General features: G+C 54.6%; 14 protein-coding genes. 12 read left to right on the top strand and 2 right to left on the bottom strand.

Features of this window, described 5'->3' with window-relative positions; all coding sequences use genetic code 11:
• The first annotated feature begins 23 nt into the window (after positions 1-23).
• The 3 genes from AC1DM5_RS35465 (at position 24) to AC1DM5_RS35455 (ending at position 3,406) form a co-directional block, all read left to right on the top strand.
• Positions 24-800, top strand: coding sequence for an alpha/beta fold hydrolase (locus AC1DM5_RS35465; protein WP_047558397.1), 777 nt, complete (start codon positions 24-26; stop codon positions 798-800).
• 70 nt (positions 801-870) lie between these two features.
• Positions 871-2,520 carry an FAD-dependent oxidoreductase gene (locus AC1DM5_RS35460; RefSeq protein WP_477976846.1) on the top strand — a complete coding sequence of 550 codons (1,650 nt, stop codon included), beginning with the start codon at positions 871-873 and terminating at the stop codon, positions 2,518-2,520.
• A gap of 91 nt (positions 2,521-2,611) precedes the next feature.
• Complete coding sequence (locus AC1DM5_RS35455; RefSeq protein ID WP_047558403.1) at positions 2,612-3,406, top strand: enoyl-CoA hydratase-related protein; 795 nt, start codon at positions 2,612-2,614, stop codon at positions 3,404-3,406.
• A 530-nt stretch (positions 3,407-3,936) separates the two neighbouring features.
• On the opposite strand, the gene wrbA is transcribed toward AC1DM5_RS35455, so the two are convergent.
• Together wrbA and AC1DM5_RS35445 are read right to left on the bottom strand one after the other, a co-directional pair.
• Entirely contained in the window at positions 3,937-4,536 is a 600-nt protein-coding gene (gene wrbA / locus AC1DM5_RS35450; RefSeq protein ID WP_477976844.1) for an NAD(P)H:quinone oxidoreductase type IV, read from the bottom strand.
• A gap of 64 nt (positions 4,537-4,600) precedes the next feature.
• Entirely contained in the window at positions 4,601-5,458 is an 858-nt protein-coding gene (locus tag AC1DM5_RS35445; protein WP_477822601.1) for a fumarylacetoacetate hydrolase family protein, read from the bottom strand.
• A 110-nt stretch (positions 5,459-5,568) separates the two neighbouring features.
• Between AC1DM5_RS35445 and gtdA the strand changes: the two genes are divergently transcribed.
• From gtdA to AC1DM5_RS35400, 9 genes are all read left to right on the top strand, one after another.
• Positions 5,569-6,618 (top strand): gentisate 1,2-dioxygenase, encoded by a 1,050-nt coding sequence (gene gtdA / locus AC1DM5_RS35440; protein WP_477976842.1) that lies wholly within the window; start codon positions 5,569-5,571, stop codon positions 6,616-6,618.
• A 179-nt stretch (positions 6,619-6,797) separates the two neighbouring features.
• On the top strand, positions 6,798-7,328 hold the full coding sequence (locus AC1DM5_RS35435; RefSeq protein WP_047558415.1) for a MarR family winged helix-turn-helix transcriptional regulator: 531 nt from the start codon (positions 6,798-6,800) through the stop codon (positions 7,326-7,328).
• Positions 7,329-8,174: 846 nt separating this feature from the next.
• Positions 8,175-9,473 (top strand): ABC transporter substrate-binding protein, encoded by a 1,299-nt coding sequence (locus tag AC1DM5_RS35430; RefSeq protein ID WP_477822599.1) that lies wholly within the window; start codon positions 8,175-8,177, stop codon positions 9,471-9,473.
• Positions 9,474-9,537: 64 nt separating this feature from the next.
• Positions 9,538-10,482, top strand: coding sequence for a carbohydrate ABC transporter permease (locus tag AC1DM5_RS35425; RefSeq protein WP_164021765.1), 945 nt, complete (start codon positions 9,538-9,540; stop codon positions 10,480-10,482).
• A 9-nt stretch (positions 10,483-10,491) separates the two neighbouring features.
• The gene (locus tag AC1DM5_RS35420) at positions 10,492-11,334 is read left to right on the top strand and encodes a carbohydrate ABC transporter permease (protein WP_130663750.1); all 843 of its coding nucleotides are present in this window, start codon (positions 10,492-10,494) and stop codon (positions 11,332-11,334) included.
• A 10-nt stretch (positions 11,335-11,344) separates the two neighbouring features.
• Positions 11,345-12,409 carry an ABC transporter ATP-binding protein gene (locus AC1DM5_RS35415; protein ID WP_477822598.1) on the top strand — a complete coding sequence of 355 codons (1,065 nt, stop codon included), beginning with the start codon at positions 11,345-11,347 and terminating at the stop codon, positions 12,407-12,409.
• A gap of 77 nt (positions 12,410-12,486) precedes the next feature.
• Positions 12,487-14,004, top strand: coding sequence for an aldehyde dehydrogenase family protein (locus AC1DM5_RS35410; protein WP_477822597.1), 1,518 nt, complete (start codon positions 12,487-12,489; stop codon positions 14,002-14,004).
• A gap of 21 nt (positions 14,005-14,025) precedes the next feature.
• Entirely contained in the window at positions 14,026-14,835 is an 810-nt protein-coding gene (locus AC1DM5_RS35405) for an aspartate dehydrogenase (RefSeq protein ID WP_205909784.1), read from the top strand.
• 71 nt (positions 14,836-14,906) lie between these two features.
• Positions 14,907-15,165, top strand: a 259-nt coding sequence (locus tag AC1DM5_RS35400) for an electron transfer flavoprotein subunit beta/FixA family protein (protein WP_477976839.1), incomplete at its 3' end; no start/stop codon positions are given.

Genomic DNA, 15,165 nt, shown 5'->3' with positions numbered 1-15,165 from the left:
ATAGATGAAAAGGCGTCAACTCAATGACCTTACACTACAACATTCAGGGGAGCGGTGCGCGCACTGTTCTCCTTGTGACCGGGCTTGGTGGGCATGCAAACTTCTGGGATGCTCATCGTTCCTATCTCGCGGAAAAATACACCGTCATAAGCTTCGATCAAAGAGGGTGTGGCGCCAACCGCGATGTGGAGGGAGTTCACACCCTGCGTGAAATTGTGTCCGATGCGGTCGGCATCCTTGACGATGCTCAAGTGAAAAAGGCTACCGTGATCGGTCATTCCATGGGAGGCGTCATTACCCAGTGCTTGGTTCTCGACCATCGGCAAAGGGTCGAGGCAGCAGTGTTCAGCGGGACATTTTGCGCATTTGATCGCTATATGGAATTCATCAACAATCTACGCCAGCGCGTCCTTGATACGGCGGGGACGGAAACCTGCGGGCAGCTTTCGGCCATCCTCGCAATGCCAGGTGGGAATGTGCTCGATCCGAGCTATGACCTTATGAGCCGAATCAAGACGATCCGCCAGACCATGGCCGACGATGTCCTCGCAGCACGGATGAAAGCACCCTTCAACTTCGATCGCCGCGATGAGCTTCGGGCAATTGAAGGTTTGCCAAGCCTAGTTGTGGGAGCTTCGGATGACATGTTGGCAGCGGAATATCAATCCAGGGAAATTGCCAGTCTGGTGAGAGGTTCTCAGATTGAAATAATCGACGGAGGGCATTTCTTTCCCAATACTCGCGCTGCCCGCTATCGTGAACTGATTGGCTCCTTCCTTCAGTCCACAGACGCCCTTTAGCGCCTATTTCGTGGAGGGCGATAACTTGGGTTGTTGCTTGCCGCCGCTATGCCGAAAGTTAGAGCACACGATGTTCAGTAGATCAGTCAGGACGACTCCTCCGGGGCAGATGGAGGGCACAACAGACATCATTGTCGTTGGATCGGGAGCTGCGGCGCTCACGGCAGCGCTAACAGCCGCATCGGCTGGCAAGTCCGTTCGGGTCATCGAGAAAACCGACAAATTGGGTGGAACCAGCGCCATGTCAGGCGGAATGACCTGGCTGCCTGGCAATCACTACGCGCAGGCAGCTGGCGTTGAAGATTCATTCGAAGAGGCGTTAGCCTATATGCGAGCAGCGTCTCCAATAGGGTGGCAGGAGACAGAAGACGAGCTATGGAAGAGCCAGCTTAGGAACGGGCCAGAAATGCTCAAGTTGGTGGAGGCACTTAGCCCCCTTCGTTTTCGCCTCACGCCGGTTCCAGATCCGTTCCAAGAATGCGTGGGCGCAAAGTCAACCCGAATTCTCTCCGTCGAGCCACTGAGCAAGAAGATTCTCGGGCCTTTGCGTAAAAAGGTCAGGCGTTCGACGATACCGCAAAGGCTGACGTATCATGAAACGGTCGCTGCTAAGCTTGATCGTCAGCCCATAAGGGGTACATTGAAATTCCTTCCTACTCTAATCCGGCGCTGGCTCACGGATTCAATGGCACAGGGCAACGGCCTTATCACCGGTCTTCTGAAGGGCTGTATCGACGCCGGGTGCATGTTTGAACTATCAACAAGGGCGATCGCCTTGAAGGTCGATGCCGCGGGTGTGGTCAAAGGGGTAGAGGTGGAGCGCGATGGACGGCGCCACACCTACAAAGCGCGGAGCGGTGTCGTTCTTGCTACGGGGGGCTTCGAGTGGGATAGCAAAATGCTGGCCACGTATTTTCCAAGCGAGATCGACTTCAAGAGCTCTCCGAGCAGCAATGAGGGTGACGGCCACAAGATGGCACAGGCTATTGGCGCCACCTTCGCACATATGGACCAGGGTAATATCGTCATCCAGCCGCCCACAAAATACGAGGGCAAACTGCACGGCTTGCCGCTCAGGATCCATGCTGAGCCGGACGCGATCATTGTCGACCAGTCTGGTAACCGGTTCGCCAGCGAGTATGAGTTTTGGGTTTACGATCGCATCATGGATCGGGATGACGACGGAGGTCTCATTCATCAACCCGCTTGGGTGATCAGCCATTGGCCGATGATCAAACGTACTCCACTGATCTGGTGGTACCGTCGGTACCAACCCGGCTGGTTACTCAAAGCAGATTCCCTGGAAGAGCTGGCGGCAAAGACGGGCCTTCCATCCGGCGCTCTGCGCAAGACAGTCGAACGCTTCAACGCCTTCGCTCGAACCGGGATCGACGAGGACTATCAGCGAGGATCCTCCTGCTTCTATGAAAAGAGCGTAGCATCGAGCGTCGGTCTTATGGCGGAGATCAAAAAGCCGCCGTATGTCGCCTATCGGTTCCGTCCGTCCCTTCTCGGAACCAAAGGCGGAGTGAGAACCAATGAGTATGGTCAAGCGCTTCGGGCGGACGGCAGCATAATTCCCGGCCTTTATTGCGCCGGCAATGTCATGGCCAGCCCCACGGGAGCACGTACGCCAAGCCAGGTTGGTACGACAATTGGACCATATATGACATGGGGTTACATTTGCGCTCGTTCAATTTTGAAGGACAACCGCCTCTAGCCTCGCGGGACGGCGCTCATTGCTTGATTGGCACGAAAAGACGCGACCCTTGGGGCAGCACGTGGCTGCATGCGTAGCAACTGGAGATAACATGAACCCGACCGAGAATTACGCCGACAAAGTCGTCCTGGAACGACCGGCAGATGGCGTTGCCCTTATTCGCTTCGACCGCCCGGATAAAAAAAATGCGTTGCACAGCTCGATGATCATTGAGCTGGGACGCTTGCTTAGCGAGCTTGATGAAGACAATGGCGTGCGTTGCGTAATTCTCGCGGGGACGGAGGCGTTTTTCGCAGCCGGGGCGGACATCAAGGAAATGGTGGCCTTAGGTCCTGTTGAAGTGTCAAACAGCCCATCCCGTGTCGCCGCTTGGGCGGCGATCGAGTCCTTTGAAAAGCCGTTGATTGCTGCCGTCAACGGCCTCGCCTTCGGGGCAGGCTGTGAACTCGCCCTGGTATGCGACTTCGTCGTCGCAGGCTCGAATGCCCAGTTTGGCCAGCCGGAGATCCGTCTAGGCGGCGTGCCAGGCGACGGTGGAACGCAGCGATTGCCGCGCAAACTTTCGCCGAACCTGGCGAACTATATGCTGATGACTGGAGAAGCCATCGGTGCGGAGCGAGCGCTTCAGTTCGGCTTCGCCGTCGAGGTTTGTGATCCACCTGCTACCGTGACACGCACTATCGAGATCGCCCGCGCAATAGCGGCGCGGGCTCCGGCCGCAGTGAGGTCGGCGAAAGCTTGCGTGCGCAATGCTGTCGGTGCCACGTTAGAAAATGGCTTAGCGTTCGAACGCTTTAGCGTTAATTGCCTAGCAATGACTGAAGACGCAAAGGAAGGCATGCTTGCTTTTACCGAAAAACGTCCTCCTGTCTTCACGGGACGATGAGCGATTGTAAAACGCACCGATCTGCACGAGACGGAAGGGCAAGGCTGACACAACAACCTGTCGCTCGAACGGTTAGATCAGCGACGACGTTGCGCCCCACAATGAGCATCTGCTCGCAAACTCGTGCCTCTGGCGACGGACTTGTAAATGATCATCGGAATCAGCATCGTCGAACTACTTCGGGCCCAGCCTCGAAGGATGAGCTTGTCGGTTTTGACCGGGTAATTTGAAGATATGCGATATTTGCCTTTCCTGATGCCCTGAACCATCGGCTCGGGCCACAATCCCGTTCATGCGGACAAGAGCGCCGCACAGTCTTCCTTGATCATTGATGCTTGGTGCACACCGTCGGTTGGCCGATTGTGCAGTGTGGTCGCAAGCGAGCTATAGTTACGGCCGTGCGTAGCGCGACAACCAACATGAGACGTGATCTCATCCCGATTGTCGCTCAACAGTCGTGGCTTAACGAAGCCTCGCGCGCAAAGGGAGGCCGCGCTTTAAACTCCCGCTTTCCGAAGGCTTGCTGATGGTTAGGCGACCTGCTTGGCCGCGATCTTGGCGACGTGAGCGCCCTGATAACGCGCACCGTCCAGTTCTACGGGTGAAGGCTGACGCGAACCGTCAGGCCCGGTGATTGTTGTCGCACCATACGGCGTTCCACCTTTAACCTCTTCCAACCCGAGCTGTCCCTGGAAGGAATAGGGAAGACCGGCCACGATCATTCCGTGATGAAGCAGTGTCGGGAGGAAGCCCAGGATGGTTGATTCCTGACCGCCATGCTGCGTCGCGGAAGCTGTAAACACCGCGCCTATTTTACCAGCGAGCTTCGAAGCGGCCCAAAGTCCCCCGGTTTGATCCCAGAAATTGCGCATCTGCGATGCCACGGTGCCAAATCGTGTTCCTGCTCCCACGATGATCGCGTCATATTGATCCAGTTCGTTCGGGTCGGCGATTGGAGCTTCCTGGTCCATCTTAAAGAACGAAGCTCTGGCAACCTCGTCGGGCACCAACTCGGGGACCCGCTTGATAACAACTTCGGCGCCAGTGGAATGTGCGCCATCTGCAACCGCCTTGGCCATCGTTTCAATATGGCCATAAGCAGAATGGTAGAGAACGAGAACTTTAGTCATCTGATATAATTACCTTGTTGTGTGTTGGAGCGAGCTCATCAATTGTTGCCATTCAGCGTCATCGTCAGGAGGCGGCGCGCCCTACTGAAATCGACAATTCCCCGATGGCTTCTATCTGCACGTCGATAGTATCGCCCGGCTGAACAGGTCCCACTCCCTGAGGGGTTCCAGTCATTATGATGTCTCCCGGAAAGAGGGTGTAGAAGCTCGAGGCATACTCGATAAGGCGTGCAACGCTGAAGATGAGTTGCGACGTATTCGCTCTCTGTTTCTCAATTCCGTTCACGCTGAGACGAAGCTCCAGAGCATCGGGAGAGGGGATTTCGTCGAAGGTTACAAGCCATGGCCCGAGGACGGTATAGGTGTCTGGGGACTTTCGAAACGATGGAAATTCCTTTCCTCTAACGGTCATGTCCAGACCGATTGTGAAGCCTAGGATATGCTCGAAAGCCCGATCCTTTTTCACAAAGCTGGCCTCTTTGCCGATAATGACCGCGAGTTCTGCTTCGTGATCTGTCCGACGCTCGCTGAAGCGGGGCATGACAGTTTCGGAAGGTCCTATCAACGAACTTCCCGCCTTCAAGAACAGGCCGAACTCGTCGATATTTGTATAGGTCGTGCCGTTGTTGATCTCACTGTCGGCATTCGCTTCATCAATGTGAGCGCGATAATTGATTGGCGCGCCAATTATCTTGCCTGGATTTGCGATGGGCGATGCCAAGGAGACTTCGTGTAGCGCCAGTAGCGACGAACTTTTGGAAACAGCCGCGCGCATCTTGGGGAGATCCAGCAGCTGCCGGGCAAGCCAGTCGCCGGGCGGCAAGGGCCATGCTGGATTCAGGTCAAAGGCCGAAGTGATGTCTATGACCGTATCCCCCTCTACCACGCCGATCCGGTTGTGATTGAACCTGCAAATCTTCAAGGCATCTCCCTCCGGCTAAATTGCTGCATTTGCATTTATTGCATATGCAGTATATCGCTATGCCTTGTCTGTCAACGATGATCACCATCCAGTGCAAGGAGAACTGTTAGATGACTACGGAATCCAACACGCCAAACACTATCGAGCGATCGACCTACTACGCTGAGCTCAGCGCTCTTCAGCTGGCGCCTCTATGGGAACGCCTGAAGGGGCTTGTCCCAACCGACCCTCGCCCGAACGCGGTCCCCTATCACTGGGCATGGAATTTGGTTCGCCCTCAGTTGTTGACCGCAGGTCGCGCGATTACCGCAGAGGAGGCGGAACGTCGTGTTCTGGTTCTGGAGAACCCAGGGCTTGAGGGGAAATCTCAGATCACCGATACGCTTTACGCTGGACTGCAGTTGATCATGCCGGGTGAGGTCGCCCCAGCTCACCGGCATACTCAATCGGCGTTGAGGTTCATGCTCGAAGGCGTGGGCGGCTTTACTGCAGTATCGGGTGAGAAGACAACGATGCATCGTGGAGACCTGGTCCTCACGCCTTACTGGACTTGGCATGATCACGGGCATGACGGCGACGAGCCGGTCATATGGTTGGACGGGCTCGACGTGCCATTGGTCAATTTTCTAAAGGCAGGGTTTCGCGAAGAACATCAAGCCAACCGGCAGGTGTTGAGCAAACCGGAGGGCGACTCTCTCGCTCGCTTCGGAAGCGGCCTGCTTCCGGTGGTCATGCCCAGCATGTCCGGCACRTCGCCGGTGTTTAACTATCCCTACGCCAGAACCCGTGAGGCGCTTGACGTTTTACAGCGGTCCACTGACATCGACAAGCACCTCGGCATTTGCATGCGTTATGTGAACCCTGTAAACGGGGATTGGGCAATCCCAACGCTTGGCACGACGATCCGACTGCTCCCTAAAGGTTTTAACTCGACATTCTACCGGTCGACCGAAAGCACTGTATTCGTGGTCATCGAAGGGGAGCCGACCGTGATTGTGGAGGGATCGGCGCCAGTCGTATTGGGCCCGAACGACGTGTTCGCTGTTCCCGGTTGGTTGCGCCATCGATTTGAAAGCTCCAGTTCGGATTCCATTCTCTTCTCATTTTCCGATCGGCCGGTGCATGAAAAGCTGGGCCTCCTGCGCGAGGAACGCAGCTGACCCTTTTACTGTAGCGGGCGGCGGCCAGTAGGCCGCCGCTCCGAAATCACAATTATCCACTTTTGACCGAGACGCGCCTCAATCTCGGTTATCTCGATCTTTTTTCGGATCGGATTCCAAACAGGTTTGTGGTATTCGACCTCGCTGCACGATGAACTTCGACAAAAATGAAGAGACGCATGGGTGAAGAAAACTACAAGCTCGAGGACCGTCTCTCTTTTCTCACGAATCGGGTTGCCTCTGCAATAAACGAGCGGTTCGTTTTGAAGCTGCAGATCCACTCGTTAACGATACCGATGTGGCGCGTTCTCGTTGTGCTTCATGATTTCGGAGAGTCAAAACTGGTTGATCTCTCCTCGCTGACATCAATCGATGCTTCAACGCTGTCGCGTCTCACCGAGGGGATGCATGAACGCAAACTTATCCGGAAAGTCCGCTCGACAAAGAGCAAGAGAGAGATCGTTGTATCGTTGCGATCTGAAGGCAAGGGGTTGGTGGACGCCTTGATTCCGGAGGCGATCGAACTCGATACATTTATGCTGGCTGGCCTCAGCGAGAGCGACATGGCCGTGACACGGCGCGCATTGCGAAGTATGTACGAACAATTGACCGCAGCCGGGCAGACTGTTGTGCCATCTGCTGGCGCTGCCACGAAGGATGCTCGGAAGGAAAAGTACTATGTCCAATCCAAATCCGACCGAGTTGAGTGAGCTTGGGATCAGAAATCGTAGACGTGAGTGCGATGGATCGGCGTGATGCGACGGGCTAGAACAAGGTTCCACGTCAGCAAGTCCCTACAATCACTCCAGGCGACAGCGCCAAAGTCGCGGGAATTGCCACGCTGCCTCGTTTCATAAATCTTGCTGGCGGCAGGTGCGATCGTCTAAAACTATTGACACTCGAGCATGGGCGTTTGCCGTCGGCTTGAGCACTCTGCTTCATCATTGGTCATAAGGTATAATTCGGCCATGCAGGCAGTCCGGGATTGATCCTGATCAACCCACGAGCGAAGTCCTTATTTAATTTCCAGTCAAATTGGCTCGGTGTGTAGAGCATCAAGTATTCTCGGCCATAATGAGATAGGACCCCGCTGCGGGGAACAGCTTGGGGCGTAGTTCCCAGTCCGTCTTCGTGAGCTGCGGACAAAGAAGATCTGAACCTGCGAAACCGAGGAGCGACGGCTCCTGCGTGTAGAGGACCGTCCGGTGCTAGTCTCGGCTGGGTTACACGGGTCGCGCTCGTCGTTACCGCCTCGACTTGATGCGGTACCTACAGACCTCGGCCGGCTATAAGATGCCGAACATGCAGGGCAGTCATCGTGGAATTGAGCAATTTGTCCAATATTTTGGGGTACTTTACCATTGTCCCTGAAGCCTCCACATGGTTACTGGACTCCAAGCTTCGGCGACCTTTCAGGTTAGCCATAACAGGAGCATGGGAAACGCCGTATCAGCGGCTCCGAAGTTCAAGTGGAAGCCGCGGAAGACGGACCCTCTTAGCTGACAACGCAACGTTGCCAAGTCGTAAACCATACGGGAACAATGGTGGAGGCCTACATGACCATAGTAAAAAATCATCGTGAAATGAGCCGCAGAACGGCATTGAAAGCAGCAGCGGCGTTGCTTGCTGCCTACAACCTTCGTTCAACGCGTGCACTTGCCGCCGGTGAAAGTCTTAACATTCTGAATATGAACCTCCTATTCGGCGAAACGCTGGGTAACCAAATTTCAAAATCCTATACCGCTGCCGAAATCAGCGCTGACCCCGTTCCGCAAAATGAGCATTACGAAAAGCTCCTTGTAGAAATGTCTCAAGGATCTTCCACTTATGACCTTTTGACCTTGGACGCATTGTTCATCAATCAGGTTTTAGGCAATCAGTGGGTGAAGGCCGTGGAGGATATCCAGGCTGAGGATGCATCGCTGCAGCCTTTGCAATATCAGAATGTAATTCCGGAATCCCTGAAATTTGTGCAGCGCGACGGGAAGCATTACGGAATACCGCTGACGCTCGCCACCCCTATTTTTGTTTACCGAAAGGATCTGTTCGAAGCAAAGGGTCTTTCGGTGCCCACGAACTGGGACGATTACCGGAGGTGTGCCGAAGCGCTTCATACAAATGAGGTGGCTGGCAACATCCTGCTACTAGGTGGTCAGGATGCTCACATGTCAGGTGACTGGGCTACCCGGTTGATGAGCATGACAAAGTTGGGGCCCACCGACGATGGCGTGTTGGATGGCTCAAATCAGCCTGCCTTCAATACTGAGGGACAGGGTGTGAAGGCGATTGAACGGATCAAGGAGGTGCTTCCTTTTGCACCCACGGGCGCTGAAGGTCTCGACTATCCAGACGGTCTGTCCCTTTTCTCCCAAGGAAAAGCCGCGATGTTTATCAGTTGGTCGGATGTGTTTTCCGGCCTGGAGAATGGACCACTGAAGGGCAAGTTCGGCTATGCAGCCGTTCCAAGCGAAAAATATCAGCAGCAAATGACCGGTGGCTTTTCAATCGGCGTCAGCGCTTTTTCACAAAAGTCAATCGAAAGCTATAAATTCCTCGATTGGATGCTTAAGGGAGAGGGGTACAAGCTGTTTCTCGATAACGGCGAAATGAATCTGGTGTTCAAATCGCAGCTAGAAGATCCGGCGGTGCAAGCAAGAATCCCCTCGCTGGCCGTCTATCAGGATTTCAAGAAGCGGGGAACCACCACGATCGCACTACCCCCTTACCGCGTTCCGAACTCGGTGGAAGTGCAACGGGTCCTATATGAGGAAATTCTGGCCGCCGTTCTCGGCAGAAAATCGCCTGACCTAGCGATGAAAGACGCCGAAACGCGCGTCAAAGCCATCATTCGTTAAGGCCGCTTGAACTGACGTGAAGGAACGGCCCGCGGCCGTTCCTATCATGCAATGGGAAATTACTATGGCTATGACGCGTTCAATCTCTACGCCAGTTGTCACTGGCACCCATAAAGCGGAACGGGCGGGAGAGCGCCGGACAGGCGTGCTTCTCCTCACACCGGCGTTTGTCCTTATGAACCTCGTCGGCTTTTTTCCGATGATCTATTCTCTTTACATCTCGTTGACGAACTACAACCCGACCCATGGCGGAGCCTCTCAATTCATCGGTTTGAAAAACTATGCCAACGCCCTTTTAGATCCACAATTTTGGCATGCCATTGGCCTCACCTGTGTTTTTGTAACCTTAAGTGTGACGTCGTCATTGGTTCTTGCAGTACTTTTGTCGCTTCTATTCAACTTGCGGTACCCTGGATTTTTCCTACTGCGGACGATCATCCTGGTGCCAATGTTGATTACGCCGATCGCTGTTGGCATCGTGTGGCGGGTCATGATGATGCCCGACCTCGGCGTCCTCAATTACCTGCTAACCGTGTTAGGCTTTCAACCCCAGCTCTGGACATCATCGGCAAGCACCGCGCTGCTATCGATTGTACTTGTCGATATTTGGCAGTGGACTCCCTTCATGTTTCTTATTGTCTTTGCGGGCATTTCATCGCTCCCACGCAGCCCATTCGAAGCCGCTGCCATTGACGGGGCTGGGCCAATACGTGTGTTTTTCTCCGTCACTTTGCCGCTACTTCGGCCGGTCATCGTTATCGCCACGCTTCTGCGCATCGTAGATGCCTTCCGAACCTACGACACGGCGTTCATCATGACGCGAGGTGGGCCAGATTTTTCCACTGATCTCGTCAGCGTCTACCTGCAGAGGATAAATTTCCGCTTTTTTGATCTCGGCTACGGATCGGCGTTGTCGTGGGTTACCCTGCTGATCGTGACCGCTATAATTTTGATTTTCACCAAGCTCTCTGGCTTTACGCGAATTATTTCTGAAAAAGAAAGCCGATAGGAGCTCACCATGTCTATGAAAAGGCCCGCTATTCGCCGGTATTCTCAAATCTCGCTGGCTTACTTTCTTGCACTCTTTGCAACAACGTTTTTTGCCTTTCCGATATTTTGGATGGTCACAGCATCTTTGAAGAGCGACCAGGCAATTACAGCCTACCCACCTGTGTGGGTTTTCACCCCGAGCTTGCAAAACTACGCCAAGCTGATCACGGACATTGGCATCGCCAAGATGTTTATCAACAGCGTCGTCATCGTCGGATTGTCCACGAGCCTGGCGATGGTTTGCGGAACTTTGGGCGCCTACGCGCTGGCTCGGTTCGATATAAAAGGCAAGCAGATGATTGCCTTCGAGATTTTATCGATCCGTATGCTGCCACCAATCGTCAGTGTCGTTCCAATGTTTATCCTCGCGAGGTGGCTGGGAATATTCGATACCTACTGGTTGCTGACCGCGGCCTACGCTCTTTCCGGTCTACCGTTTGTGGTCTGGGTAATGCGCGTCTTCATACAGGATATCCCACAATCTATCGAGGAGGCCGCGCTGATTGACGGCTGTTCTCGGCTTGAAACTTTTTGGCGGGTGACGCTCCCGCTCTTGTTGCCCGGCCTAGCCGCAACAATGGTCATCGTGTTCATGTTTGCCTGGAACGAATTTCTTTTGGCTTCCATGCTGACGTCGAACGCTGCCAAAACGCTACCGGTCATCGCTGCGAATACCCTGAGCGCAAAGTCAATTGCTTGGGGTCTGGCTTCGGCGGCCGGTGTCGTCATGTCGCTGCCTGTCGTCATCCTCGTTCTACTTATGCAACGCTATCTTGTTCGCGGCCTGACATTGGGCGCAGTAAAAGGCTAAGGAGGCTATCGTGGGCATTCAAATCAGAAACGTGCAAAAGCGTTTTGGCGAGATCACTGTTGTTAACCGCGTGTCGGTTGACATAGCCGAAGGCGAGTTTTTCGTCATGCTGGGGGAATCTGGCTGCGGAAAGACGACAACACTCCGTATGGTCGCCGGGCTCGAACTACCAACCTCGGGATCCGTGCACATCAACGGCAGGGACGTGACCTTCGCGGAGCCGCGCCATCGCGACATCGCCATGGCGTTCCAAGACTATGGGCTCTATCCCAACATGACAGTCTTTGAAAACATTGCCTTTCCGCTCAAGATCAGAAAGGTGCCTCAGTCCGATCGCAAGAGGAAGGTTGAGGAAACAGCCGGCAAGCTCGGTATCGCGGACTATCTTGGCCGCAAGCCGTTTCAACTGTCCGGCGGTCAGCGGCAGCGAGTTTCGCTAGCGCGCGCCTTAGTACGAAACCCTAAAGTCTTCCTGATGGACGAACCGCTCTCGAACCTTGATGCGAAGCTTCGTGCCGTCATGAGGACCGAAATCAAAAAGCTCGTGTCCGAACTGGGAATCACCACGATTTATGTCACGCACGACCAGATCGAGGCAATGTCTATGGCAGACCGAATTGCCGTCATGCGTCGAGGCGACATGGTTCAGATTGGGTCGCCCATGGAAATCTATGACCGGCCCCTGACGCGCTTTGTCGCTGATTTCATGGGATCACCGCCCATGAACCTCTTCCCTGCTGTCATGAAGACGCCGGGTCAGCCGACCTGCCAGATCCAGGAGTTTGTAGATACGCTTCCAATTACTGAGCGCGAGTTGATTGCCGCGAGACTGGATCCAGCACACCAATTTACACTCGGTATTCGGCCTGAACACCTGAAGCTCGTCCAACCTGGTTCGCCTGGATCGGCGCGTGCAGTTGTCGACTTCGTCGAACCATTGGGCCAGACCACCAATGTCTATCTCGCAATCGGGGACACGCGGCTGATTGCGGTTACCGATCGATGCGCCAGCCACGTGGGTGATGTTGTTGGTGTGTATGCGCCACCGGAAAGCGTGCGTGTCGTTGCGAATTGAGACTGTTTCGGCGTCCCCCGCATGATGAGTGGTGACGTCGAGACTTGTATCGACATCCCAACACCTAGCAAAATTTGATGGAGGCTCAATTGTTGCAAACGCAACCCGTTCACTCGCACCGTACTTACGGCCATTTCATCGACGGGAGTTTGTCTGACGCTTCCGTCACGTTGATCGACCGCCACTCGCCGGCCGACGGTAGGTTACTCGCGCGCTTCTCAGCAGGTACATCGCAAGACGTCGACGCTGCTGTGGCGGCGGCGTTAAAGGCATTTAACCGAGAGAATTGGCGGGATCTAAGCGGCTCGGCCCGCGCTGGACTGCTTAACAAACTTGCCGACTTGATAGCAGACAACGCGGACTATCTCGTTCGACTTGAAGCGGAGGAATCCGCCAAAGCAACGAAGATGTCTGTGTACGAACTTGCGATGGTTGTCGAAATGACGCGCTTTGCAGCATCACTTGCGGTGACCGAAAAAGGAGAAACCCATACACAGCTCGGGCCTCTGTCGCTGGGGCTTGTAACGAAAGAACCATGTGGGGTCGTCGGCATGATCGTGCCGTGGAATTTCCCTTTGATCTGCCTTTTTCAGAAGCTCCCGTATGCGCTCGCGGCTGGATGCACGGTGGTGATCAAACCCTCCGAGCTAACGTCCAGTACCGCCCTTGAGATTGCGAGGTTGGCGAGCAAAGCGGGCTTTCCTCAAGGTGTTATTAATGTCGTGACTGGCACAGGGACTGCCGTGGGCGAGGCTCTGACCAGTCACCCCGATGTATCACTGATATCCTTCACGGGCTCCACTGGTGTTGGTCGGCACATCGCTGGAAAATGTGGGGAGGCCGTTAAGCGCGTAGCATTGGAACTCGGAGGTAAAGGCGCCAACATCGTTTTTGCCGACGCGGACCTTGATGCCGCATTGGATGGCGTTCTCTTTGGGTTCGTTTTCAATCAGGGCGAAGTTTGCGCGGCCGGATCGCGCCTGCTGATCGAAGAGAGTGTTGCCGACGCATTTGTGTCAAAACTTGCCGAACGCGCAAAGCGGATCGTTGTTGGCCACCCCATGGACAAAAATGCGGACATGAGTGCGCTGATCCATGAGGGGCACATGAACAAGGTCCTCGGGTACGTCGCCGACGGACAGAAAGAAGGTGCCATCCTCACGTGTGGCGGAGAGCGTCTCCAGGGCCAAGCTTACGATAATGGCTTTTTCGTGGGTCCGACGATCCTTACTGAAGTTACCTCTAGCATGCGCGTTTTCCGGGAGGAAATATTCGGGCCTGTTCTTTGTGTGACAAAATTCAAAACACAGGAAGAAGCAATACATTTGGCTAATAGTACCGATTTCGGTCTTGCAAACGGGGTGTGGAGCAAAGACATCGACAAAATCTTTACGGTTGCCCGCCAGTTGAAGTCTGGAACCGTATTTGCGAACACGTTTCTGGAGGCGGCGCCGCAGCTTCCCCAAGGCGGTGTCAAGAAAAGTGGCTTTGGTCGTGAAAACGGTTTGGATGCACTTAATGAGTATCTGGATACCAAGCAGACCTACGTGAAGTTGGGTGCCCGTCAGCCGATTCTTGCTCATACAATCAGCTAAATCAAAGGAAGGGAGTTTGCTTTGGCAGACGAGAGCAAGCGCATTGCGTTGATTGGATATGGTGCGATGGCCCGCAGCTTGCAGGCTTCGCTTCTTCGGTCCGAAGCCGGTGTGGCCGTGGCAGCGGTACTCGTACCAGCTGAGTTCGCGCCGCCGGCGAGTGAAATTGCCGGTTTAGAGCTATTTCACGATGTTGCGGATCTTGTCGCCTGGCGTCCTTCACTGGTCGTTGAGTGCGCAAGCCACGATGCTGTGCGCGATTTTGTTCCGACTTTGCTGCGGAACGGGATCGACACAATCATTGTCTCAACCGGGAGCTTGGCTGACAAATCGTTATTCGATGATCTTGAGGTTGCCGCAAAAGTCGGACGCTGCCGTCTAACGGTCGTGTCAGGCGCTATTGGAGGACTTGATGTTTTGAGATCGGCAAGAAGCGCAGGCTTGAGTAAAGTAGCCTATACTGGCATCAAGCCACCAATCGCTTGGGCGGGCACTCCGGCTGCGGATAGGATGGACTTGGCGTCGCTTCTTGAGCCGACGGTCATCTTCGAAGGCAACGCACGACAAGCCGCGCAGCTTTATCCAAAAAACGCAAATGTAACCGCCGCGGTGGCGCTCGCAGGTGTCGGGTTTGACGCAACCAGCGTAGCACTTTTGGCAGACCCCGGGACAGCGACGAACGGACATCGCGTGGAGGCGACGGGAGCCTTTGGCAGTTTTTCAATCGAGCTACAGAACCAACCTTTACCGGACAACCCGAAAACATCTTGGTTGGCCGCTTTGAGTATCCAAGAGGCGATTGTACGGCACTTCAGCTCCGTCGTCGTTTGAAAGTGCGCGTTAGTTCGGCTTGGACCGCGTCCAATCGGCAGGTTTGAATACATAGGTGTAGGTAAGAGCGCATGAAAATTCTCGTCCCAGTCAAGCGGGTGGTTGATTACAACGTGAAGATCCGCGTCAAGCCGGATGGATCGGGCGTCGACCTTGCCAACGTCAAGATGTCAATGAACCCGTTCGACGAGATTTCGGTTGAGGAGGCCCTTCGCCTGAAGGAAGCCGGCAAGGCCGAGGAAGTGGTCGTCGTCTCGATCGGCCCGGCCAAGGCCGAGGAAACTTTGCGCACCGCGCTCGCCATGGGCGCCGACCGCGCCATCGCGCCAT

The sequence above is a fragment of the Rhizobium sp. 01T437 genome (assembly GCF_056398505.1).
The sequence above is the reverse complement of the archived record's forward strand: the minus strand, read 5'-3'. Positions and strand labels throughout refer to the sequence as shown.